This is a genomic window from Rhizobium sp. F40D2, from assembly GCF_051810745.2.
GTDB lineage: Bacteria > Pseudomonadota > Alphaproteobacteria > Rhizobiales > Rhizobiaceae > Rhizobium.
On sequence record NZ_CM131436.1, the window covers coordinates 1,306,304 to 1,326,275 of the forward strand.

General features: G+C 61.6%; 23 protein-coding genes, 1 tRNA gene and 2 pseudogenes. 11 read left to right on the forward strand and 15 right to left on the reverse strand.

The features are described from left to right. Nucleotides 1–15 precede the first annotated feature (15 nt). On the forward strand, nucleotides 16–375 hold the full coding sequence (locus ACS4RS_RS06360; RefSeq protein ID WP_439011665.1) for a nuclear transport factor 2 family protein: 360 nt from the start codon (nucleotides 16–18) through the stop codon (nucleotides 373–375). Between the two features lie 52 nt (nucleotides 376–427). On the opposite strand, the gene pheT is transcribed toward ACS4RS_RS06360, so the two are convergent. The 5 genes from pheT to infC form a co-directional block, all read right to left on the reverse strand. Next, nucleotides 428–2,851 (reverse strand): phenylalanine--tRNA ligase subunit beta, encoded by a 2,424-nt coding sequence (gene pheT, locus ACS4RS_RS06365; protein ID WP_439011664.1) that lies wholly within the window; start codon nucleotides 2,849–2,851, stop codon nucleotides 428–430. A 16-nt stretch (nucleotides 2,852–2,867) separates the two neighbouring features. After that, nucleotides 2,868–3,950 (reverse strand): phenylalanine--tRNA ligase subunit alpha, encoded by a 1,083-nt coding sequence (gene pheS, locus ACS4RS_RS06370; RefSeq protein ID WP_439011663.1) that lies wholly within the window; start codon nucleotides 3,948–3,950, stop codon nucleotides 2,868–2,870. Between the two features lie 150 nt (nucleotides 3,951–4,100). Next, nucleotides 4,101–4,505 carry a 50S ribosomal protein L20 gene (gene rplT / locus ACS4RS_RS06375; RefSeq protein ID WP_003589162.1) on the reverse strand — a complete coding sequence of 135 codons (405 nt, stop codon included), beginning with the start codon at nucleotides 4,503–4,505 and terminating at the stop codon, nucleotides 4,101–4,103. Between the two features lie 38 nt (nucleotides 4,506–4,543). Beyond that, on the reverse strand, nucleotides 4,544–4,747 hold the full coding sequence (gene rpmI, locus ACS4RS_RS06380; protein WP_003570998.1) for a 50S ribosomal protein L35: 204 nt from the start codon (nucleotides 4,745–4,747) through the stop codon (nucleotides 4,544–4,546). Nucleotides 4,748–5,059: 312 nt separating this feature from the next. Beyond that, nucleotides 5,060–5,596, reverse strand: a complete 537-nt coding sequence (gene infC / locus ACS4RS_RS06385) for a translation initiation factor IF-3 (protein ID WP_012559640.1) — start codon at nucleotides 5,594–5,596, stop codon at nucleotides 5,060–5,062. Nucleotides 5,597–5,774: 178 nt separating this feature from the next. On the opposite strand from infC, the gene ACS4RS_RS06390 reads away from it, so the two are divergent. Together ACS4RS_RS06390 and ACS4RS_RS06395 are read left to right on the forward strand one after the other, a co-directional pair. After that, complete coding sequence (locus tag ACS4RS_RS06390; RefSeq protein WP_439011662.1) at nucleotides 5,775–6,599, forward strand: alpha/beta fold hydrolase; 825 nt, start codon at nucleotides 5,775–5,777, stop codon at nucleotides 6,597–6,599. Between the two features lie 162 nt (nucleotides 6,600–6,761). Then, nucleotides 6,762–7,361, forward strand: coding sequence for a transglutaminase-like cysteine peptidase (locus ACS4RS_RS06395; RefSeq protein WP_439011661.1), 600 nt, complete (start codon nucleotides 6,762–6,764; stop codon nucleotides 7,359–7,361). Nucleotides 7,362–7,577: 216 nt separating this feature from the next. Here the strand turns inward: ACS4RS_RS06395 and mbfA are convergent, their stop codons facing one another. Continuing rightward, nucleotides 7,578–8,561: an iron exporter MbfA gene (gene mbfA / locus ACS4RS_RS06400; RefSeq protein WP_439011660.1), complete on the reverse strand. Its 984-nt coding sequence runs from the start codon at nucleotides 8,559–8,561 to the stop codon at nucleotides 7,578–7,580. 168 nt (nucleotides 8,562–8,729) lie between these two features. On the opposite strand from mbfA, the gene ACS4RS_RS06405 reads away from it, so the two are divergent. After that, the gene (locus ACS4RS_RS06405; protein ID WP_439011659.1) at nucleotides 8,730–9,197 is read left to right on the forward strand and encodes a group III truncated hemoglobin; all 468 of its coding nucleotides are present in this window, start codon (nucleotides 8,730–8,732) and stop codon (nucleotides 9,195–9,197) included. Here the strand turns inward: ACS4RS_RS06405 and ACS4RS_RS06410 are convergent. The 3 genes and pseudogenes from ACS4RS_RS06410 to ACS4RS_RS06420 form a co-directional block, all read right to left on the reverse strand. Beyond that, a pseudogene (locus ACS4RS_RS06410) lies at nucleotides 9,181–10,091 on the reverse strand (EamA family transporter). The gene ACS4RS_RS06405 and the pseudogene ACS4RS_RS06410 sit on opposite strands and share 17 nt — an antisense overlap. Before the next feature lie 93 nt (nucleotides 10,092–10,184). Further along, nucleotides 10,185–10,736 (reverse strand): recombination regulator RecX, encoded by a 552-nt coding sequence (recX, locus tag ACS4RS_RS06415; RefSeq protein WP_439011657.1) that lies wholly within the window; start codon nucleotides 10,734–10,736, stop codon nucleotides 10,185–10,187. A 9-nt stretch (nucleotides 10,737–10,745) separates the two neighbouring features. After that, on the reverse strand, nucleotides 10,746–11,771 hold the full coding sequence (locus ACS4RS_RS06420) for a histone deacetylase family protein (protein WP_439011656.1): 1,026 nt from the start codon (nucleotides 11,769–11,771) through the stop codon (nucleotides 10,746–10,748). 133 nt (nucleotides 11,772–11,904) lie between these two features. Between ACS4RS_RS06420 and ACS4RS_RS06425 the strand changes: the two genes are divergently transcribed. Beyond that, nucleotides 11,905–12,516 (forward strand): HAD-IA family hydrolase, encoded by a 612-nt coding sequence (locus ACS4RS_RS06425; protein WP_439011655.1) that lies wholly within the window; start codon nucleotides 11,905–11,907, stop codon nucleotides 12,514–12,516. Between the two features lie 28 nt (nucleotides 12,517–12,544). Here the strand turns inward: ACS4RS_RS06425 and ACS4RS_RS06430 are convergent, their stop codons facing one another. Beyond that, nucleotides 12,545–13,063, reverse strand: coding sequence for a GNAT family N-acetyltransferase (locus ACS4RS_RS06430; RefSeq protein ID WP_439011654.1), 519 nt, complete (start codon nucleotides 13,061–13,063; stop codon nucleotides 12,545–12,547). A gap of 24 nt (nucleotides 13,064–13,087) precedes the next feature. Beyond that, entirely contained in the window at nucleotides 13,088–13,657 is a 570-nt protein-coding gene (locus tag ACS4RS_RS06435) for a helix-turn-helix domain-containing protein (RefSeq protein ID WP_439011653.1), read from the reverse strand. 137 nt (nucleotides 13,658–13,794) lie between these two features. Here ACS4RS_RS06435 and tenA point away from each other — a divergent pair, with 137 nt between their 5' ends. The 4 genes from tenA to ACS4RS_RS06455 all read left to right on the forward strand — a co-directional run bounded on the left by tenA (nucleotide 13,795) and on the right by ACS4RS_RS06455 (nucleotide 16,993). Beyond that, nucleotides 13,795–14,493 (forward strand): thiaminase II, encoded by a 699-nt coding sequence (gene tenA / locus ACS4RS_RS06440; RefSeq protein ID WP_439011652.1) that lies wholly within the window; start codon nucleotides 13,795–13,797, stop codon nucleotides 14,491–14,493. A gap of 79 nt (nucleotides 14,494–14,572) precedes the next feature. Continuing rightward, complete coding sequence (gene lepA / locus ACS4RS_RS06445) at nucleotides 14,573–16,405, forward strand: translation elongation factor 4 (protein WP_439011651.1); 1,833 nt, start codon at nucleotides 14,573–14,575, stop codon at nucleotides 16,403–16,405. A 58-nt stretch (nucleotides 16,406–16,463) separates the two neighbouring features. Then, nucleotides 16,464–16,694, forward strand: coding sequence for a type II toxin-antitoxin system CcdA family antitoxin (locus ACS4RS_RS06450; protein ID WP_439011650.1), 231 nt, complete (start codon nucleotides 16,464–16,466; stop codon nucleotides 16,692–16,694). Continuing rightward, nucleotides 16,694–16,993 carry a CcdB family protein gene (locus tag ACS4RS_RS06455; protein WP_439011649.1) on the forward strand — a complete coding sequence of 100 codons (300 nt, stop codon included), beginning with the start codon at nucleotides 16,694–16,696 and terminating at the stop codon, nucleotides 16,991–16,993. Before ACS4RS_RS06450 ends, ACS4RS_RS06455 begins: the two co-directional genes overlap by 1 nt. A gap of 3 nt (nucleotides 16,994–16,996) precedes the next feature. On the opposite strand, the pseudogene ACS4RS_RS06460 reads toward ACS4RS_RS06455, so the two are convergent. The 3 genes and pseudogenes from ACS4RS_RS06460 to ACS4RS_RS06470 form a co-directional block, all read right to left on the reverse strand. Beyond that, nucleotides 16,997–17,448: pseudogene (locus tag ACS4RS_RS06460) on the reverse strand (GFA family protein). 87 nt (nucleotides 17,449–17,535) lie between these two features. Continuing rightward, entirely contained in the window at nucleotides 17,536–18,084 is a 549-nt protein-coding gene (locus ACS4RS_RS06465) for a DapH/DapD/GlmU-related protein (RefSeq protein WP_439011648.1), read from the reverse strand. A gap of 11 nt (nucleotides 18,085–18,095) precedes the next feature. Next, nucleotides 18,096–18,833 carry a glutamine amidotransferase-related protein gene (locus ACS4RS_RS06470; RefSeq protein ID WP_439011647.1) on the reverse strand — a complete coding sequence of 246 codons (738 nt, stop codon included), beginning with the start codon at nucleotides 18,831–18,833 and terminating at the stop codon, nucleotides 18,096–18,098. A gap of 124 nt (nucleotides 18,834–18,957) precedes the next feature. Here ACS4RS_RS06470 and ACS4RS_RS06475 point away from each other — a divergent pair, with 124 nt between their 5' ends. Beyond that, on the forward strand, nucleotides 18,958–19,251 hold the full coding sequence (locus tag ACS4RS_RS06475) for a SelT/SelW/SelH family protein (RefSeq protein ID WP_439011646.1): 294 nt from the start codon (nucleotides 18,958–18,960) through the stop codon (nucleotides 19,249–19,251). A gap of 11 nt (nucleotides 19,252–19,262) precedes the next feature. Here the strand turns inward: ACS4RS_RS06475 and ACS4RS_RS06480 are convergent, their stop codons facing one another. Continuing rightward, nucleotides 19,263–19,679: a BA14K family protein gene (locus ACS4RS_RS06480; protein WP_439011645.1), complete on the reverse strand. Its 417-nt coding sequence runs from the start codon at nucleotides 19,677–19,679 to the stop codon at nucleotides 19,263–19,265. A gap of 168 nt (nucleotides 19,680–19,847) precedes the next feature. Here ACS4RS_RS06480 and ACS4RS_RS06485 point away from each other — a divergent pair. Further along, nucleotides 19,848–19,934 (forward strand) — tRNA-Leu (locus ACS4RS_RS06485). Nucleotides 19,935–19,972: the final 38 nt, after the last annotated feature.

The following is a 19,972-nucleotide window of genomic DNA, read 5'->3' on the forward strand; positions in this document are numbered from 1 at the left end:
GAACGGGATGAAACTATGTCGGACAGGCAGGCAGTCGAACAGACAGTCCATCTCTATGTCGAAGGCATGGCCTTCGCCAATGAGGCAGCCTTGAAAAAGGCCTTTCACCCGAAAAGCTCGATCATCGGCTATTATCAGAATGCCGTCGAATGGCTGACGCGGGACGAATTCATCGCCGCGATCCTCGCGGAGGAGCCGGCCCCGCCCGGCACGCAGCCGTTCATGGATATCCAGAGCGTCGATGTCGAGGGCGATGCGGCGAGTGTCAAGGTGACCGACGATTTCGCCGGAATGCGCTTCACCGATTATCTCTCATTGCTGAAGATCGAAGGCCGATGGACGATCGTCAGCAAGCTTTACCATCTTCATCGGTGAGAGGACCGGCCACAGCGGCCGGTCGATTATTTCTGTTGTTAGCCGGCAAAGGTCAGGATCTGAGAACACCGCCGGTGAATTTTGTCACACTGGCGACGATCTTTTGCGTCAGCGCCTCGAAATCCTCATCCGTCAGCGTGCGCTCGGCCGGCTGGATCTGAACCTCGATCGCCACCGACTTCTTGCCCTCGCCCACCGAGGCACCTTCGAAGATGTCGAAGACATTGACGCCGGTGACCAGCTTGCGGTCGGCGCCGATCGCCGCCTTGATGATGGCGCCTGCTTCTACTGTCTTGTCGACGACGAAGGCGAAGTCGCGCTTGACAGCCTGGAAAGGCGAAAGATCGAGCGCCGGCTTGGTGCGGGTCGCCTTCTTCTTCGGCTCGGGCATGGCATCGAGATAGACCTCGAAGCCGCAGAGAGAGCCGGAGACATCGAGAGCTTCAAGCGTCAGCGGATGGAATTCGCCGAAATAGCCGAGCACGACCTTCGGCCCCATCTTGATCGTGCCGGAGCGGCCGGGATGATACCAATCAGGGCCGCCCTGTTCGATCTGGATATTGCCCATCGGTAGGCCACAGGCTTCGATGACGGCGAGCGCATCGGCCTTGGCGTCGAACACGTCGACCGGCTTGCCGCCGCCCTTGGCGGCGTTCGACCACATGCGGCCGGCGCCGGCAAGCGACGCCGTGCCGCGGCGGATGCCGCCGGCAACGCGGCGCTGCCCCTCGGGCCTGTCGTTCTCATAGGTGCCGGAGACCTCGAAGATTGCCACATCCCCATAACCCTTGTCGGCATTGCGCTGGGCCGCGGTCAGCAGGCCCGGCAGCAGCGAGGGGCGCATATCCGACATTTCGGCAGCGATCGGATTAGCAAGCTTGAGGGCGGGCGAACCGCCGCCGAAGAGCTTAGCCTGATCTTCTGGAATGAAGGACCAGGTCACGGCTTCGAGCATGCCGCGCGCAGCAAGGGCGCGCTTGGCAAGGCGGGTGCGGATCTGCAACGTCGTCAGGATCTTGCCGTTGACGGCAGCATGGCTTTCGAGCGGAGCCGGTTTGATATTGTCGACGCCATGGATGCGCATGATCTCCTCGACAAGATCGGCCTTGCCGTCGACATCGGGACGCCAGGAAGGAACGGCGACGGAGACACGCTCGCCGGAACCGGAGACGATGAAGCCGAGGCGGGTCAGGATGCTGTTGCTTTCCTCATCCGAAACGTCGAGGCCGGTCAGCCGCTTGACCTCGGAATAAGGGAAATCGACGATCTTTGGTTCGTAACCCTTATAGCCGACGACCTCTGCCTTGGCAGCCTTGCCGCCGCAAAGCTCCAGCACCAGTTCCGTCGTGCGTTCGAGACCCGGAACCATATAGTCCGGATCAACGCCGCGTTCGAAGCGGTAGCGGGCATCGGTGATGATGCCGAGGCTGCGGCCCGATTTGGCGATGTTCATCGGGTCCCAGAGAGCGGATTCGATCAGCACGTCGACGGTGTTTTCGTCGCAGCCGGAGTGTTCGCCGCCCATGATGCCGCCGATCGATTCGATGCCGTCTTCATCGGAGATGACGACATTGTTCGGGCCGAGCTTGTATTCACGCTGGTCGAGCGCCAGCACGGTCTCGCCTTCGACGGCGCGGCGAACGGTGAGGTTACCCTTGACCTTGGCGGCATCGAAGACGTGCATCGGCCGGCCCTGGTCGAAGGTCATGTAATTGGTGATATCGACAAGCGCATTGATGGGACGCAGGCCGATGGCAATCAGTCGCTGCTGCATCCAGCGCGGGCTCGGGCCGTTCCTGACACCGCGCACGAGGCGGAGCGCAAAGCCCGGGCAGAGCCTTCGATCGTCGAGATCGAGCGTCAGCTTTACCGGCGTTTCGCCTTCGACGGCGAAGGACGGCGCTGGCCGCGTCTTCAGCGTGCCGAGGCCGGAAGCGGCGAGATCGCGGGCGATACCGTGGATCGAGGTGCAGTCCGGCCGGTTCGGCGTCAGGTTGATTTCGATGACCGGGTCGTCGAGATGCGCATAGGTCGCGTAGCTCGTGCCGACCGGTGCATCTTCCGGCAGATCGATGATGCCGTCATGGCTGTCCGATATCTGCAGTTCCTTTTCAGAGCACATCATGCCGTGGCTTTCGACGCCGCGGATATTGCCGACGGCAAGCGTCACGTCGATGCCGGGAACATAGGTCCCGGGAGCCGCAAAGGCGCCGACGAGGCCGGCGCGTGCATTCGGGGCGCCGCAGACGACCTGGACGGGCGCGCCGGCGCCGGTATCGACCATCAGCACCTTCAGCCGGTCGGCCTGCGGATGTTTTTCCGCCGAGACAACTCTGGCGATGACGAAGGGCTTGAATGCCGCCTTGTCGTCGACATCCTCGACCTCGAGCCCGATCTGGGTGAGGCGCGTGCAGATTTCATCGAGGCCGGCATCCGTTTCCAGATGCTCTTTCAGCCAGGAGAGCGTGAATTTCATCGTCCCAATTCTCCGTTCAAGCGCTGAGGCCGCCGAACAGCGTCGGCATGTCGAGCGGGCGGAAGCCGTAATGCGTCATCCAGCGGACGTCGGCGTTGAAGAAATCGCGCAGGTCGGGCATGCCGTATTTCAGCATGGCGATGCGGTCGAGGCCCATGCCCCAGGCAAAACCCTGATATTCGTCCGGATCGAGCCCGCCATAGCGCAGCACGTTCGGATGGACCATGCCGCAGCCGAGGATCTCCATCCAGTCGGTGCCTTCGCCGAACTTGACGATCGGGCCGGAGCGGTCGCATTGGATATCGACCTCGAAAGAGGGCTCGGTGAAAGGAAAGAAAGATGGGCGGAAACGCATGGTCACGCTATCGACCTCGAAGAAGGTCTTGCAGAATTCCTCGAGCACCCAGCGGATGTTGGCGACATTGGCCTTCTTGTCGATAACCAGGCCCTCGACCTGATGGAACATCGGCGAATGCGTGGCATCACTGTCCTGGCGGTAGGTCTTGCCGGGAATGATGATGCGGATCGGCGGCTTCTGCGTCTCCATGGTGCGCACCTGCACCGGTGACGTATGGGTGCGCAGCACCTTGCGCTCACCGTTCTCGTCCGGATGGAAGAAGAAGGTGTCGTGCATCTCGCGGGCCGGATGGCCTTCGGGGAAATTTAGCGCGGTGAAATTGTAATAGTCGGTCTCGATATCCGGGCCTTCGGCGATCGAGAAGCCCATATCAGCGAAAATCGCGGTGATCTCGTCGACGATCTGGCTGATCGGATGGATGCGGCCGCGCTCGGCGGGCGAAGAGCGCACCGGCAGGCTGACATCGACGGTTTCGGCCTTCAGCCGCGCATTGATTGCCTCTTGGCGGAGCGTCGCCTTGCGGGCGACGAGCGCCTCGGTCACCGCATTTTTCAAAACGTTGATCGCAGCGCCCCGGGTCTGGCGTTCTTCCGGCGTCATCGCGCCGAGCGTCTTCAACAATTCGGAGACGGAGCCCTTCTTGCCGAGGGCGGAAACGCGCACCGCTTCCAGGGCCGTCTCGTCATTGGCGGCGGCGATTTCGGCGAGCAGCGATGCGTTGAGCTGGTCGATATCTGACATTGTCACTTCTTTCCGTCCGGTATCAGGCGGGCGATCGGGAGGCAGGCGGCGCCGGCCGGCGCAAGGAATATAAAGAAAGAAAAACCCGCGCTAGCCCAAACCAGCGCGGGTTTCCCAAAATCATAAATTCAAAAGCTTGGGAAGCGCTGGTTACTTGACCGCGCCTTCAAACTCGTTGGCCGTACCGGCTTCCTTGAGGTATTCAAGAGCCTTCTTGGCAGCATTGACGAGCGCGCCGAATGCTTCCGGCTCGTGGATCGCCATGTCGGAGAGAACCTTGCGGTCAACCTCGATGCCGGCCTTGTTCAGGCCGTCGATGAAGCGGCCGTAGGTCAGGCCGAATTCGCGGACAGCGGCGTTGATGCGCTGGATCCAGAGCGCACGGAAGTTGCGCTTGTTAACCTTGCGGTCGCGGTAGGCGTACTGCTTCGAACGATCGACAGCAGCCTTGGCGGTGCGGATGGTGTTCTTGCGACGGCCGTAAAAGCCCTTGGCGGCCTTCAGAACCTTCTTATGCTTGGCGTGGGCGGTGACGCCTCTTTTTACACGTGCCATATCATGATCTCCTTAAATCTAGCGTTCGCGGACGAGTCTCAGAGACCGTTCGGCAGGTAATTCTTGATAACCTTGCGGCCATCCGGTTCTGCGAGAACCATGGTGCCACGTGCATCGCGAATGAACTTGTTGGTACGCTTGATCATGCCATGGCGTTTGCCGGCAGCGGCAGCCTTGACCTTGCCGGTTGCGGTGATCTTGAACCGCTTCTTGGCAGAGGACTTCGTCTTCATCTTGGGCATTTTGCTACTCCTTCTGTCCTCCCTGCGCGCTTCATCAAAAAAGCCCTTCTCGCGAAGTCCGGTTCTCCGGCCGTCGCAACAAGGTGCGGGAGCGTTTGTTGTTGATCTGCGGCTTCGGCGACGAACCGTTCCGCAAGCATTCGAAACTGCCACGGCATGCCCTGCCGGTCAGTTCGGACGCGCGCTTATAACCGCAGCGTCCTGAAAGTGCAACGGGGCTGCGGAGGAATCTTCGCACGCTCGTAAGCACCCGTGTTAGAAAGCACAAAAGCCGCCCTTGCGGACGGCCTTGGGCGAAAAAGTGCCTGGCGCTTACTTCGGCGCCAGCACCATCATCATCTGGCGGCCTTCGAGCTTGGGCTCGGCTTCGACCTTGGCGAACTCGGTCGTATCGGCCTTGACCTGCTGCAGCAGCTTCATGCCGAGTTCCTGGTGGGCCATTTCGCGGCCGCGGAACTTCAGCGTCACCTTGACCTTGTCGCCTTCGTCGAAGAAGCGACCCATCGCCTTCATCTTCACCTCATAATCATGGGTGTCGATGTTCGGGCGCATCTTGATTTCTTTGACTTCGACGATCTTCTGCTTCTTGCGCGCCTCGGCAGCCTTCTTCTGGTTGGCATATTTCAGCTTGCCCAGATCGAGGATCTTGCACACAGGCGGTTCGACATTGGGGGAAATTTCGACGAGATCGAGGCCGGCTTCCTCAGCCATTCTCAAGGCCTGGTCGGTAGGCACGACGCCCATATTCTCGCCGTCAGCCCCGATCAGCTGAACTTTGGGAATGCGGATTTCACGGTTCGAGCGCGGTCCGTCCTTCACGGGCGCGTCGGTTTTAAAAGGTCTGCGAATGGTCGTATTCTCCTCGCGTTGTTTCGGAACGTTGCAGCCTCGCGCTCCCATATCGGGGTGCACAAACGTGTCGCGTCATCGCTGCAACGGAGTCAATATCATCCTTTAGCGGAAAAATCACCCGCTGTCAGCCTGCCAAGAATCTGTTTTATAGACCAAAATAACAGGAGTTTCGCCGATGTTCGAACAGATCCCCAATGCCCTGCCGCAGTTCCTAACGGTCGGCGAGGGTGAGGCGGCGCGTGAGATCGCCATGCTGGTGCGCCCGGCACAGGCTGGCAACAGCGCCCCGGCGCTCGTCTGGCTGTCCGGCTACCGTTCCGACATGAGCGGCACCAAGGCGGTGGAACTTGACGGGCTGGCGGCGGAACTCGGGCTTGCCTGCATCCGCCTCGACTATTCCGGCCACGGACTTTCCGGCGGCAGCTTCAGCGACGGCACGATCTCACGTTGGCTGGAAGAGGCGCTTGCCGTCATCCGTCATGTCGCCCCCGACCGGGTGATCCTCGTCGGCTCTTCGATGGGCGGCTGGATCGCGCTCCGCCTGACGCAGGAGCTTGCGCGGCAGGGCGGCCCAAAACTTGAGGGGCTGGTGCTGATTGCGCCCGCGCCCGATTTCACCTCCGAGCTGATCGAGCCGAACCTCAAGGGCAAAGAGCGAAAATCGCTTGCCGAGCGCGGCTATTTCGAAGAACGGTCCCAATATAGTCCAGAGCCGAACATCTATACCAGGGCGCTGATCGAGGACGGCCGCGAAAACCGGGTGCTCGACGGCATCATTGAAACGGGGTGCCCGGTGCATATCCTCCAGGGGATGAAAGACGCCGACGTGCCGCATGCGCATGCGATGAAACTCGTCGAACATCTTCCCGCTGACGACGTGGTGCTGACCTTCATCCGCGACGGCGACCATCGCCTTTCCCGCCCGAGCGATATCGCGCTTCTCCTCAGCGCCGTGAAAGGCATCGTCCGTTCATCGACAAGCAAGCCAATGCCCGCTTGAGCCGCAGGCCGAGAAATTCCCTGACTGTAAGTGGTCAACCCGTTGCATTTTAACCATGTCGGCGAGTCGCAAGCTGCTCCCAAGAAGTAACGATTGACTCTTCTTGGCCCTCTCCATTAACACTTTGTTAATAAATAAGGGGCGATGCGAGGAAGAGCGGGCGTGCGGATAAAGGGTATTTTTGTGGCCATGATGGCCATGTTTGCGATGGCGACGGCCGCCATACCGGCCCCCAGCAGAAATGCTTCAATGGTAACGGGCAATGCCACATCCCAGCCGATCGGACACTATGATTTCTGTCAGATCCACCGCAGCGAATGCGGGGCAAACCGCAATTCCGGGCCGGTCGAGATGACGGCGGAAAAGTGGTCGCTGGTGCGTTCGGTCAACGCCACTGTCAACCGCACGATCACGCCGATGACCGACAAGGAAATCTACGGCAAGGACGAAGTCTGGGCCTATCCGACCACGGCCGGCGACTGCGAGGATTTCGCGCTGCTGAAGCGCCGCATGCTGATCCAGCGCGGTTTTTCGGCCGCCGATCTGCTGATGACCGTCGTGCGCAAGCCCGACGGTGAAGGCCATGCCGTGCTGACGCTGCGCACCGCCGAGGGCGACTTCGTGCTCGACAACCTCGCCTCCGACGTCAAGCCCTGGTTTGGGACGCCCTATTCCTTCGTCAAGCGCCAGTCGAGCTACAATTCCGGCCGCTGGGTCACCATCGAGAACGGCCGCGACGTTCTGGTCGGCGCACTGCGGTAAGAGTTTTTGGGGGGCGTGGGGAAAGGCCGGCGCAAGCCGGCCTTTTGCTTTTTTGGAGGTGCTGCGGAGGCGCTCCCGCCTCACGAGGGGCTGATCGCTGTGCTGCACCCTTGCATTGGTTTGTCGCACCGTTTCCCGGCCCTTCGCCTTGGGCTCAGGGCGTTCGTCGCTGCAATCGATTCACTGGATCGATCGCTCGGCTTCGCAGACCGCTCCTCACCCATTCCCGATCAAAATACCCGCGCCGAGCACCAGACCGCCGCCGAGGACCACCTGGAAGGCGGCGCGCAGGAAGGGGGTTTCCATGTAGCGGTTCTGGATGAAGGCGATTGCCCAGAGTTCGAAGAAGACGATGATCGCGGCGGTGATTGTCGCCGTCCAGAAGTGCGGGATCAGGTAAGGCAGAGCGTGACCGAGACCGCCGAGCGCCGTCATGATGCCGCAGGCAAGGCCGCGTTTGATGGGCGAGCCCCTGCCGGAAATCTTGCCATCGTCATGGGCGGCTTCGGTGAAGCCCATCGAGATACCGGCGCCGACGGAGGCGGAAAGGCCGACAAGGAAGGTCTGCCAGGTATCCTGCGTGGCGAAGGCGGCGGCGAAGATCGGCGCCAGCGTCGAGACTGAGCCGTCCATCAGCCCGGCAAGGCCCGGCTGCACATAGGTCAGCACGAATTGCCGATGCACCATTTCGTTCTCGTCGCGCTTGACATCTTCGGGCGTATGTTTGTCGCCCAGCATGCGGGCGATATCCTCATGCCCCTGTTCGGCTAGCGCGAGATCGCCGAGCAGCTCGCGCGTCGAGGCATCCGAGGTGCGTTTTGCCGCCTCCACATAAAAACGGTAGGCCTGCTCCTCCATCGCCTCGGTTTCCCGGCGCATCGCATCCAGCGTCAGATTTGCCCTCAACCAGTCGGGCTTACGCTCATAAAAACCTTCGACATGTTCGCGCCGGATCAGTGGAATGCGCTCGCCGAAACGCTGGCGATGGATCTCGAACAATGACTTGCGATGCGTGTCCTCGACTTCGGCCATATCTTCGAAGACTTTGGCCGAGGCTGGGAATTCGCGACGCAACCTGTCGGCATAGGCGAGATAGATGCGGGCATCGTCCTCCTCGGAGGCGATCGCGAGGGCGAGAATCTCCTGCTCGGACAGCGATTCGAACGATCGTTTCGAGGATCTGAAAAACCGCGCCAGCATGACTCTCTCCAAATTTAGAATTATTCTAAATCTAAAGAAGGAGGCGATGACGGTCAAGAGCGTGGGAAGGCCGGCTGACAGATTGCCGCAAGCGGGCACTGATGACTTTGGCTCACCGTCATGAACACCTATATAAAGAGCGCCGCATCACGCGGCGCGGGGTTTTTGATGGACAATGAGATTCAGGGCCGCCCTGCCCATGTCGCGGCGATACGCGAAAGGGCGGAGGCCGAGATGCTGGACATGGGTGTCGACGAGGCCTTCATCGGCAGGCTGGTCGAGACATTTTACGCCCGCGTGCTTGCGGATCCCGATCTCGGCCCGGTGTTCGACGCCCGGCTCTCCGGCCGCTGGCCGGCGCATATGGAGAAGATGAAGAGCTTCTGGTCGGCGGTCGCTTTCCGCAGCGGCGCCTATGGCGGCAAGCCGGTGCAGGCGCATACCGGCGTCCACAACCTGACGCCCGACCTCTTTCCGAAGTGGCTGTCGCTGTTTGCCGCAACCCTCGACGATATCGCGCCAACGCCGGAGGCCAAGGCCTGGTTCATGGCGACGGCGGAGCGGATCGCCAAAAGCCTGACGCTGTCGCTGTTCTACAATCCCGCCATTGACGATCCCACTAGGAAGACGGGTTGATCGTTACTTTTGCGGAAAACGTCGCGCCGGCGCTTGCGGCGACGACCAGCGCCGTTCCCGCCATCTGCAGAAGGGTCATGGGCTGCGTCAGAATGGCGAAGCCTGCAAGCGCTGCAATGGCCGGTTCGAGGCTCATGAGGATGCCGAAGGAGGTTGTCGGCATGCGCCGCAGGGCAATCAGCTCCAGCGTGTAAGGCAGCAGCGGCACGAGAACGGCAAGGCCCGCCATTTCGATCAGGCCGTAGCTATCGAGCGCCGGAACGGCGCCTGCAAAGCCGAAGGGTGTCGCGACCAGAGCAGCAACCATCAGTGACATGGAAAGCCCGTCCAGCCCCTTGAAGCTTGCGCCGACCTTCTTGGTCAGCACGATATAGATCGCCCAACCCGTTCCCGCGCCGCAGGCGAAGAGAATGCCCTGGATATTCCCGACCCAGCCTTCACCATCATGGGCAAGAGCCAGAACGCCGAGCGCGGCAATCAACGGCCAGACGAGACGCCGGCTGAGGCCGTAACCGATGGTCGCGACCGAAAGCGGGCCGAGAAAATCGATCGCCACGGCAAGACCGAGCGGTATGCGCTCGATCGCCGCGAAAAACTCATGGTCATCAGCGCCGTCGTCGTCCCGAGAACCAAAGCACTTGTCCATTGCTCTCTCGTGTAGCTGAATATGCGCGGACGGACGGCGACGGCCAGAATGAGGGCGGCGAAGACAAGGCGCAGCCAGCTGGCGCCGGCAGGTCCATAGGCGGCGATGGCGGAAGAGGAAAGTGCCGCGCCGAACTGAATCGAGGACATGGACATCAGACACATCAGCGCGCCAGACGCCAGGCCGCCGGATGCTGCAGGCGCTTTCATTGCCAGCACGCCGGAACCGTCGTTCGTTCTGTCTTCCATGTGCAGCATCTCCGCTTGAGGGCTCTTCATACGGAGGCGACTTGAAACCGGCAAATTCAAACTTCTGATCCAGGCAGCAAAAGACCTGATGCATCAGAGGTGGCCGGAGAGGATGACCTCTTCGGCGTCTTCGAAGCTCATGTCGAAGACCTTTTTGCCGATCTCGAAGCTGAAGCCATTGCGGGCGAAGGCGGAGAGTTCCTTCGCCTTTCGCTTGTCGTCGAGTTCGACCCGGCGGAAGGGACCGAAGGCACGCTTGCGGGCGAATATCGCCGCAGCATAGAGATCGTCCGCCGCCTCAAGTGCCGCCTCGACCTTCTCGCCGGAGACGCCCTTGGCTGTCAGCTTCTGAGCGATCGCGCGCTTCGATTTGCCGCCGCGCACGGCCGAGCGCGTGCTGATCTCGGCATAGGCGCTATCGTCGAGCACCTTGTTGTCATAGGCAAATTTGACGGCGAAATCGGCAACCGCTTTAAGCTGTGCCGCGCTGATATCCTCGAACTTCTCCTTGGCCTTGCGGGTGATGGCGTCGAAGAGCTGCTTTTCCGTCATCATCCGCCGCTCCAAGCGATAGCTGGCGGAGTTGCGCGCCCAGCTCAGCATGCGGGGTGTGGGGATATCGGATGGAATCGTCTCGTCGGTCATATAAAGCGATCAGGATTCCAGACCCTTGAGGACGTTGGCGACGTTGAGGCCGATTTCCGGCACGCCGTAGCCGCCCTCCATGCAGACGAGCACCGGGAGGCCCGCAGAAGCGATCATCGCACCCATGCGGGTGAAATCGCCGGAGGTCAGGCTGAAGAAGGAGATCGGGTCGCGCTCGAAAGTATCGACGCCGAGTGCGACGACGATCGCCTCGGCGCCAAAGGCCTTGATGCGGACAAGTGCATCGGCAAGGGCAGACGACCAGACATCCCAGGGCGTGCCCGGCGGCATTGGATAATTGCGGTTGGCGCCAGTGCCCGCCCCCTCGCCCTCCTCGTCGGCATGGCCGAGGAAATAGGGAAAGGCCTGCATGGGATCGCCGTGCAGCGAGGCGGTGAAGACATCGCCTCTGTGATAGAAGAGATCCTGGGTGCCGTTGCCATGGTGGAAATCGACATCGAGCACGGCGACCTTTTTCGCGCCGCGATCGAGCAGCCGCTGCGCCGCCACACCCGAATTGTTGATGAAGCAATAACCGCCGAAAAGATCGATGCCGGCATGATGGCCCGGCGGGCGGCAGAGCGCAAAGGCGAAACGATTGCCCTCACCCAGCCAGTCGGCGCCCGTTACCGCGCAGCGCATCGAGGCGATCGCCGCCTCGTAAGAGCCCTTGGTGATCGAGGTGTCGGCGGCATTGGCATAATGGCCGATCGCGCCGACGATATTGTCGGGCACGCGCTGGCTGGTGCGGCGCACCGGAAAGGAATTGGCGATCGCTTCGCCGGTGAAACCGGCGACCACCCAGCGGTCCCAGACAGTGGCGAGAAAATCGAGATAGGCGGGATCATGCACCTTTTTGGCCGTTTCCAGCCCGTGCGCATCGGGCGCCACGACATCGGCAAAACCCGCCTCCTTGACCGCCGCCAGTATCCATTCGGCCCGGAACGGCGCCTCGAAAGGCGTCACCAGTTGGCCGGCATGGAGCTCAGTCTTTGCATCGCGCAGCTTGTGGTCTTCGGAATAAATGACGCGCATTTCAGATCCTGCCGTTGATTGACGGTCGAGATTTACACGGGTTGGCCCCAACGAAAAAGCGGCATGGTGCCTTGATCGCCGAGGTAAATAACGCCACCTTCGCCGGTGTTTTGAGAACAAGGAAATTTTCCGCATGAAAGTGCTGATGGTCGATGTCGACGGCGTGCTCATTCACGGTCGCCCGACAGACGGCCTGCCGCACTTCACTTTTCTGGAGCGCGATCTCGGGCTGCGCCTCGACCTGCTGCAGCAGGAATTCTTCCAGACTTGCTGGGGCGACATCATCGTTGGCCGCGAGCCGTTGGAGACCAGCCTCGCCAAAGTGCTGGCAAAGATCGCGCCGCATCTCAGCGCCGCGACGCTGATCGATTACTGGTTCCAGAACGATTCCCGCCTCGACCGCGTTCTGCTCGATGAGCTTGCTGCTCTCCGGCAAAGCGGCGTCACGCTGTTCCTGGCGACCAATCAGGAGCACAGGCGGGCGCGCTACCTGATGGAGCAGTTGGGTCTTAACGCCCATTTCGACGGCATCCTCTATTCCGCAGCGCTCGGACACAGCAAACCGTCGCCGGATTTTTTCCGGCTGGCGACCGAGCGTGCTGACGTCCAGCCCGGCGAGATCGGCTTCATCGACGATATGGCGGTGAATGTCGAAGCAGCGCGGCAGTTCGGCTGGAACGCGGCGCAATGGACGGCAGGGGCCAGGCTCCGCGAGACGCTTTCCGCTTTCAGCCATTCGCGATGAGCCATCTGAGATGAGCCGGCCGGCGCATTCAGGCGAGCCGCTTGTAAAACAGTGTGGTGTCGCAGAAGCCGCCTTCCGGCCACAGGGCATAATCGGGGATGACGCCGACACGCTGCCAGCCCAGGCGCGGATAGATCGCCTCGGCATCGCTGCCGGTTGCCGTGTCGAGCACCAGCAGGGTCTTGCCATGCCTCGCCGCCTCACGCTCAGCGGCCTCCATCAGCAGCCGCGCGAGGCCACGCCCGCGGGCGGAGCGATGCACCAAGAGCTTCTTCAGATCACCGCGGTGCGGCTGGTTCGGCATCTGGGCAGCCCCGACCTGCACCGTGCCGACGATCCGCCCTTCCAGTTCGGCGACCAGCAGCAGATTGCCGCCGGTGGCGACCGCATCGGCGACATCGCGCCAATAGGGCTCGGCCTCTTCAGGTCCATAGGGCTGCATGAAGCCGACGGAGGCACCGCCGGCGACGCAATCGGCAAGCACTTGCGCAAGCGCCGGAATGGCGGCGCGCGCCTCCTCGGCGGAAAGGGTACGAATATCGGGCATGGTCTTCTCCTAAAATGAATGTAGCTATCGGCCGCCGCGGTCGAGCACGACGCAATAACGCGCCGGCGCGTTGCCGGGATTGTGGAAGACATGGCCTGCGCCGACCGGCATGAAGAGGCAATCGCCGGGGCGGAGCCGGTAGACCACCTCGCCCGCCGTCATCTCCAGTTCGCCGTCGAACAGCCAGATATGCTGCGTCATGCCATGCGATGCCGCATGCGGCGGAAAGCTGACGCGGGCGCCAGCGGGGAATTCGACCTCGACGATATCGACGTCGGATGCGGTGCCGGGCGCCGAGACCGAACGTCTGAGATAGCCAGTCTCCGGATCGCACCAGACCTGCTGCTCCTGCCGACGGGCAAGCGGCGAGGCCTGCTGCCCTTCCTCCGCGAAGAAAGCTGACAGGGACAGGCCGAGCGCGGCGCAAATCCTTGCCAGCAGCGAGGCGGTCGGGCTCGCCTCCGCCCGCTCGATGCGTGAGATCATCGCCCGGCTGACGCCGGAGGCCGTGGCGAGATCATCAAGGGTCAATCCTTTATCCAGCCGCAGCTTGCGGATACGAATGCCGATTGCCTGTTCCAGCTGCTCTTCCATGGTTCGATCCAATTTCCACTATAGGAGAAATACATGATCTGATGATGGAATCAAGCCTCGGCAAGGCGGCCAAACCAACCTTGCTTTCGCCACAGCCTGGCCGATATATGACAGCGCAATTGAGATCGGAGAAAGTGATGGACGCCAGCACGCATCGCACGGAACTGACGGGAAGCTTCACGGCCGCCGCCTGGGACAGGATCGCGCCCGTCATGGCCGAGATCGAGGTGCTGCCGCTTCTCACGCGGCTTTCTGACGGCACGCTGCCGGCTGAGGTTTTCCGCTACTATATCCTCCAGGATGCGCTTTACCTCAAGCATTATGCGCGATGCCTGGCGATCGTCGCAGCCAAGGCACCCGACAATGCGCAGGTGCTGCGTTTCCTCGGTTCGGCGCAGAAGGCGATCACCGTCGAGCAGGGTCTGCATGCAGGTTTTCTCACGCGGTTCGGCATCAGCTCCGAGGATGTGAGCGCGGCCGAACCTTCGCCTTGCGGTTTCGCCTATACGAATTTCCTGCTCGCTACCGCCTATCACAGCTCCTATGCGGTCGCACTTTCCGCCGTCCTTCCCTGCTTCTGGATCTACTGGCATGTCGGCGAGGCGATCAAGAACCGGCCGGCGATCGAGGGGAATGCCTTCCAGGCCTGGATAAACACTTATGGCGATCCGCAATTTGCCGCCGGTGCCCGCGAGGTGATCGCCCTGACCGATATCGCCGCCCGCGCCGCATCGCCGGCGGAGCGCGCTCAGATGATGGATGTTTTCGTGCGCGCCTCGCAATATGAATGGATGTTCTGGGATTCGGCCTGGCGGCTGGAGACGTGGCCGGTCTGAGACGCGCCCGACCCGCTGACAGGAAATAGCGTAAACAGCGGGATAATTACCGCTTTGCGGCAGGGAGCGGCGCTGCTATATGGCGCGCATGAGCACCAATTCGACCACTCCGCTATCCCATATCCGCAACTTTTCGATCGTGGCCCACATCGACCACGGCAAATCGACGCTGGCCGACCGGCTGATCCAGACGACGGGCGGCCTTGCCGAGCGCGAAATGTCCGAGCAGGTGCTGGACAATATGGATATCGAGCGCGAGCGCGGCATCACCATCAAGGCCCAGACGGTGCGCCTGCATTACCAGGCGAACAATGGCGAGAAATACATCCTCAACCTGATCGACACGCCCGGCCATGTCGACTTCGCCTATGAAGTCTCGCGGTCGCTGTCGGCCTGCGAGGGCTCGCTGCTCGTCGTCGACGCCAGCCAGGGCGTCGAAGCGCAGACGCTCGCCAATGTCTACCAGGCGATCGACAACAACCACGAGCTCGTCACCGTGCTCAACAAGATCGACCTGCCGGCCGCCGAACCCGACCGCATCAAGGAGCAGATCGAGGAGGTGATCGGCATCGACGCTTCGGAAGCCGTGCTGATCTCGGCCAAGACCGGCCTCGGTATTCCCGACGTTCTGGAGGCGATCGTCAACAAGCTGCCGGCGCCGAAGAGCCCGGGCGGCGAAAAAGCGCCGCTGAAGGCGCTGCTCGTCGATAGCTGGTACGACACCTATCTCGGCGTCATGGTTCTCGTGCGCATCATCGACGGCGTGCTGACCAAGGGCCAGACGATCCGCATGATGGGCACGGATGCGAAATACCAGGTGGAGCGCGTCGGCGTGCTGACGCCGAAGATGGTCAATGTCGATAGCCTCGGCCCCGGCGAGATCGGTTTCATCACCGCCTCGATCAAGGAAGTAGCCGACACTCGCGTCGGCGATACGATCACCGAGGACAAGCGGCCGACCGCACAAGCGCTGCCGGGCTTCAAGCCGGCGCAGCCGGTGGTCTTTTGCGGCCTGTTCCCGGTCGATGCCGCCGATTTCGAGGATCTGCGCGCCGCCATGGGGAAGCTTCGCCTCAACGACGCCTCCTTCTCCTTCGAAATGGAATCCTCGGCCGCCCTCGGCTTCGGCTTCCGCTGCGGTTTCCTCGGCCTCCTGCACCTCGAAATCATCCAGGAGCGGCTGGAGCGCGAGTTCGACCTCGATCTCATCGCCACCGCCCCGTCGGTGGTCTATAAGATGTTCATGACCGACGGCTCGGAGCGCGAGCTGCACAACCCGGCCGACATGCCCGATGTCGTCAAGATCTCCGAAATCCACGAGCCGTGGATCCGCGCGACGATCCTGACGCCGGACGATTATCTCGGCGGCATTTTGAAACTCTGCCAGGACCGGCGCGGCATCCAGATCGAGCTCACCTATGTCGGCACGCGCGCGATGCTGACCTACGACCTGCCGCTCAACGAAGTCGTCTTCGATTTCTACGACCGGCTGAAATCGATTTCGAAGGGTTATGCCTCCTTCGACTATACGCTCACCGACCACCGCGAGGGCAACCTCGTGAAGATGTCGATCCTCGTCAACGGCGAGCCGGTCGATGCGCTGTCGATGATGGTGCACCGCACCGCTGCCGAAAAGCGCGGCCGCGACATGTGCGAAAAGCTCAAGGAGCTGATCCCGAAGCACATGTTCAAGATCCCGATCCAGGCCGCGATCGGCGGCAACGTCATCGCCCGCGAAACGATCTCGGCGCTGCGCAAGGACGTGACGGCGAAATGCTACGGCGGCGACGCCACCCGCAAGCGCAAGCTGCTCGACAAGCAGAAGGCCGGCAAGAAGCGCATGCGCCAGTTCGGCAAGGTGGAGATTCCGCAAGAAGCCTTCATCGCGGCGCTGAAGATGGGCGACGAATAACCCTTCTCAACGGCATCTCATGCGCATATTGTCTGCGCATGAGACCAGGGAGATCGTTATGGCTCAGCGGCTAAGAAAAGCATCGAACCTCTCTCTCGATGAAGGCCTCGTCGCGCAGGCGCGCGAGCTGAAGATCAACATATCCCGAGCGGCGGAAGATGGAATCGCGAAAGCCATAAAGGCGGAACGCGAGCGACTCTGGCGGATCGAGAACGCCGAGGCTATTCGCCTGGAAAACGAATATGTCGAAAAGCACGGCTTGCCCTTTGCCAAATACCGTCAGTTTTAATGGCCCGCTTCCGCGTCTATCGACTCAAAACCGGGAATGTCCTGGCCATCGATCTTCAAGCCAATCTGCTTGATGATCTGCCGTCGCGCGTCATGGTTCCATTGCATCCGGTTCAAGAACTGAACTGGTCGATCTCGCGGCTGAACCCGCGCTTTGCCATCGAAGGTGAAATCCATGTCATGGCGACACAGCGCATGGCATCGATCCCGACCGCAGAATTGGGACCAGCAATCGCAGATCTAACTGACAAAAGCGATATCATCATCGGCGCTTTGGACTTTCTCTTCCAAGGCTTCTGAGGATCAGCCTCGCGCCATATATTCCTTCACCAGCCCTTCATAGGCCTCCATCGCCGGCAGCGCCTCATAGCTGTGCACCGCGCCGGTTTCGGCAAAGGCAAGCTTCTCGCTCGTCCAGGTCTCGATGAAGGGGTGAACCAGCTCGGATCGTCGAGCATGGTCACGCGCAGGTTGACGAACCAGTCCATGCCTTCCGGGCGGGTGAACATCCAGCTCATGCAGTGTGGGCAGAAATAATGTTTCGTCACGCCGTGCAGGCCGCCGATCACCGGCTCGCCTTTCGTGACCTCGAAACCTTCGCTAGGGATGGCGGCACTCAGTGAATAGGCGCTTGCGGTCATCTTCTGGCAGCCCGTGCAGTGGCAGGCCATGGTCAGCAGCGGCGGGGCGTTGATCTTCAATCGCACCCGGCCGCAACGGCAGCCGCCTTCCATCGGTAAGTTTCGTGCTGTCATGATATTTCCTCCCGTTCGCCGATGATCTAGCGGAATGATCGCCGCTGTCGAGGTGGCAAGACCGCTTGGAATGCAGTCTTGCCGGCGTTATCGGATGCGGGCCGGATTGCCGACCACTGTTGCGCCGGCCGGCACATCCCGCGTCACCACGGCGCCTGCACCGACGATCGCGCCCTCGCCGATCGTGACGCCGCCGAGGATGATGGCGCCGCCGCCGATCCAGACATCGCTGCCGATCGAAACCGGCCGGGCGATCTCGATGCCGGCGCTGCGAAGTGCGGCATCCTTGTGATGCTCGGCGCAATAGATCTGCACCCCCGGTCCGAACATGCTGCGGTCGCCGATGGTCACCCGGCCGGAATCGAGGATGGTACAGCCGGCATTGAAATAGACGCGTTCACCGAGCGTGATGTTGATGCCATAGGAGCAGTGAAATGGCGATTCGATGAAGACATCGGGCGCCACGCCGGCAAAGCGCGCCCTCAGGGCTGGCGCCATGGCGCCGCGCTCGTCCGGCGGCAGCGTGTTGTGCGCATGGACCGCCAGACGCGCCTGCCGGCGCAAGAGATCGAGCTCGTCGTCCAGGCAGCAATACCATTCGCCCGCCGCCATCTTCTCGCGTTCGCTCGCCGGCATCGCTTCGTCTCTCACGCCGAGGCCTGTGACTGTATCTCGCCCTCGTCTGCTTCGATCAGGCCGACCCAGGCGCGGGCGATGGCAAGGCCCGCGGCATCGGCGGCACCGCCATGTCTTGCCGCAAGTTCGGTATGGTTTTCCAGCCAGCCGGGGGCGATGCGCTCGATCGCATCGGGGAATTCGGTCTTCCATTGCTCGACGACCGCTGAATCTGCCTCGAAATGAAACTGGGTGCCATAGACGGCGCGGCCGATGCGGAAGGCCTGGTTCTCGGCGACCGAGCTCGTCGCCAGGCGCACCGCACCTTCGGGGAGGGAAAACGTGTCGGCATGCCATTCGAAGATGGTGAACTCGCCGCCAAGCGCCGACAGCAGCGGATCGGCCCGGCCCTTGCCCGTGACGCCGATCCTGTGCCAGCCGAATTCGTGAGCGGTGCCGAGATGATTGTCGGCACCATAGGCGCGGGCGAGGATCTGGCTGCCGAGGCAGACACCGAGCACGGCCTTGCCGGCATCGCCGAAGCGGCGCGAAAGCCGCACGAGTTCCGGCAGGTAGGGATGCGTTTCATCATCCAGCGCGCTCTGCTCGCCGCCGAGAACGACCAGCGCGTCGTGACCCATTATATCCCGTGGCAGGATGCCGTCCTGCCACACGCGAAACCACTCGATATGAGCTCCCGCCTCGTCGAGTGCCGTGGCAAGCGCGCCAAGACCGGTATTGTGCATATTTTCGACGACTGCGACTCGCATGGGTTCTCCCCGGTGTGACCGACGATGGAAGAGACCATGCCGGCGAACGGCGCGCAAGATGATTGCGCGCCATTGCGTGAGCACGCCGCAAGGGCTTAAATCCACGCGAACGAAAGGAAACACTATGAGCGAAAAAGCCCGCGTCTCGATCCTCTACTGCACCCAGTGCAACTGGCTGCTGCGCGCCGCCTGGATGGCGCAGGAACTGCTGCATACCTTTTCCGACAGTCTCGGCGAGGTGGCACTGATCCCCGGCACCGGCGGCAATTTCGAGATCCGCGTCAATGGCGATCTGATCTGGGAGCGCAAGCGCGACGGCGGCTTTCCCGGGCCGAAGGAGCTGAAGCAGCGGGTCCGCGACATCATCGAGCCCGGCCGCGATCTCGGCCATGTCGACCGCGCCTCGCCGGAAAGCTGACAGCAGCAGCCTCAGCGATAGGGCGAGCGGCAGACCCTGTAGACGCCTTCATAGGTGAGAAAATGATCCGTCCTCGGATTGTAGGAGCGGTATTCATTGGTGCACCAGGCGATGTGCTTGTTCGGAGCGTTCGGCTGCACCCGGCGCACCGGCGGCGGATCATAGGTCAGCTGCGGCCGCCCGGCAGCACCCGGCTGATAATAGGTCGGCCCCGTCGCGCCGCGCGGCCGGTAATTCGGCTGGACATAGGCGGGGCGATGCCATTGCTGCGGCCCGAAACCGAAACAGCCGCGAAAATCGCAGAGCGTCGATCCGGTGTTCAGCGGCCCGACCCCCGGTTTGCCCAGCTTCAGCGAATCAGCGCCGGCCACAGCTGGCGCAAATAGGGCTAAAAGACCGGCGAGCAGAAGCGTGCGGGAAGCGTGCATGAAGCATTCCTTTCGATGTTTCCTTTATATAGGGTGCCCCCGAGCGAAGCGCTACGCTGCTCTCCGGCCACTCTCTCTGACGTGACCGACTGTTTTTCGCCAACTGTCAGAAAAACTTCAAAAACCCGGTTGACAGTCAGGAGCTGCCCCCTTACATCGCTCTCCGTCGCCCAGATGGCGGAATTGGTAGACGCGCCAGCTTCAGGTGCTGGTACCCGAAAGGGTGTGGAGGTTCGAGTCCTCTTCTGGGCACCATTCCATTCTTGATCACTGCCGGATCAAGAAGTTAAGCC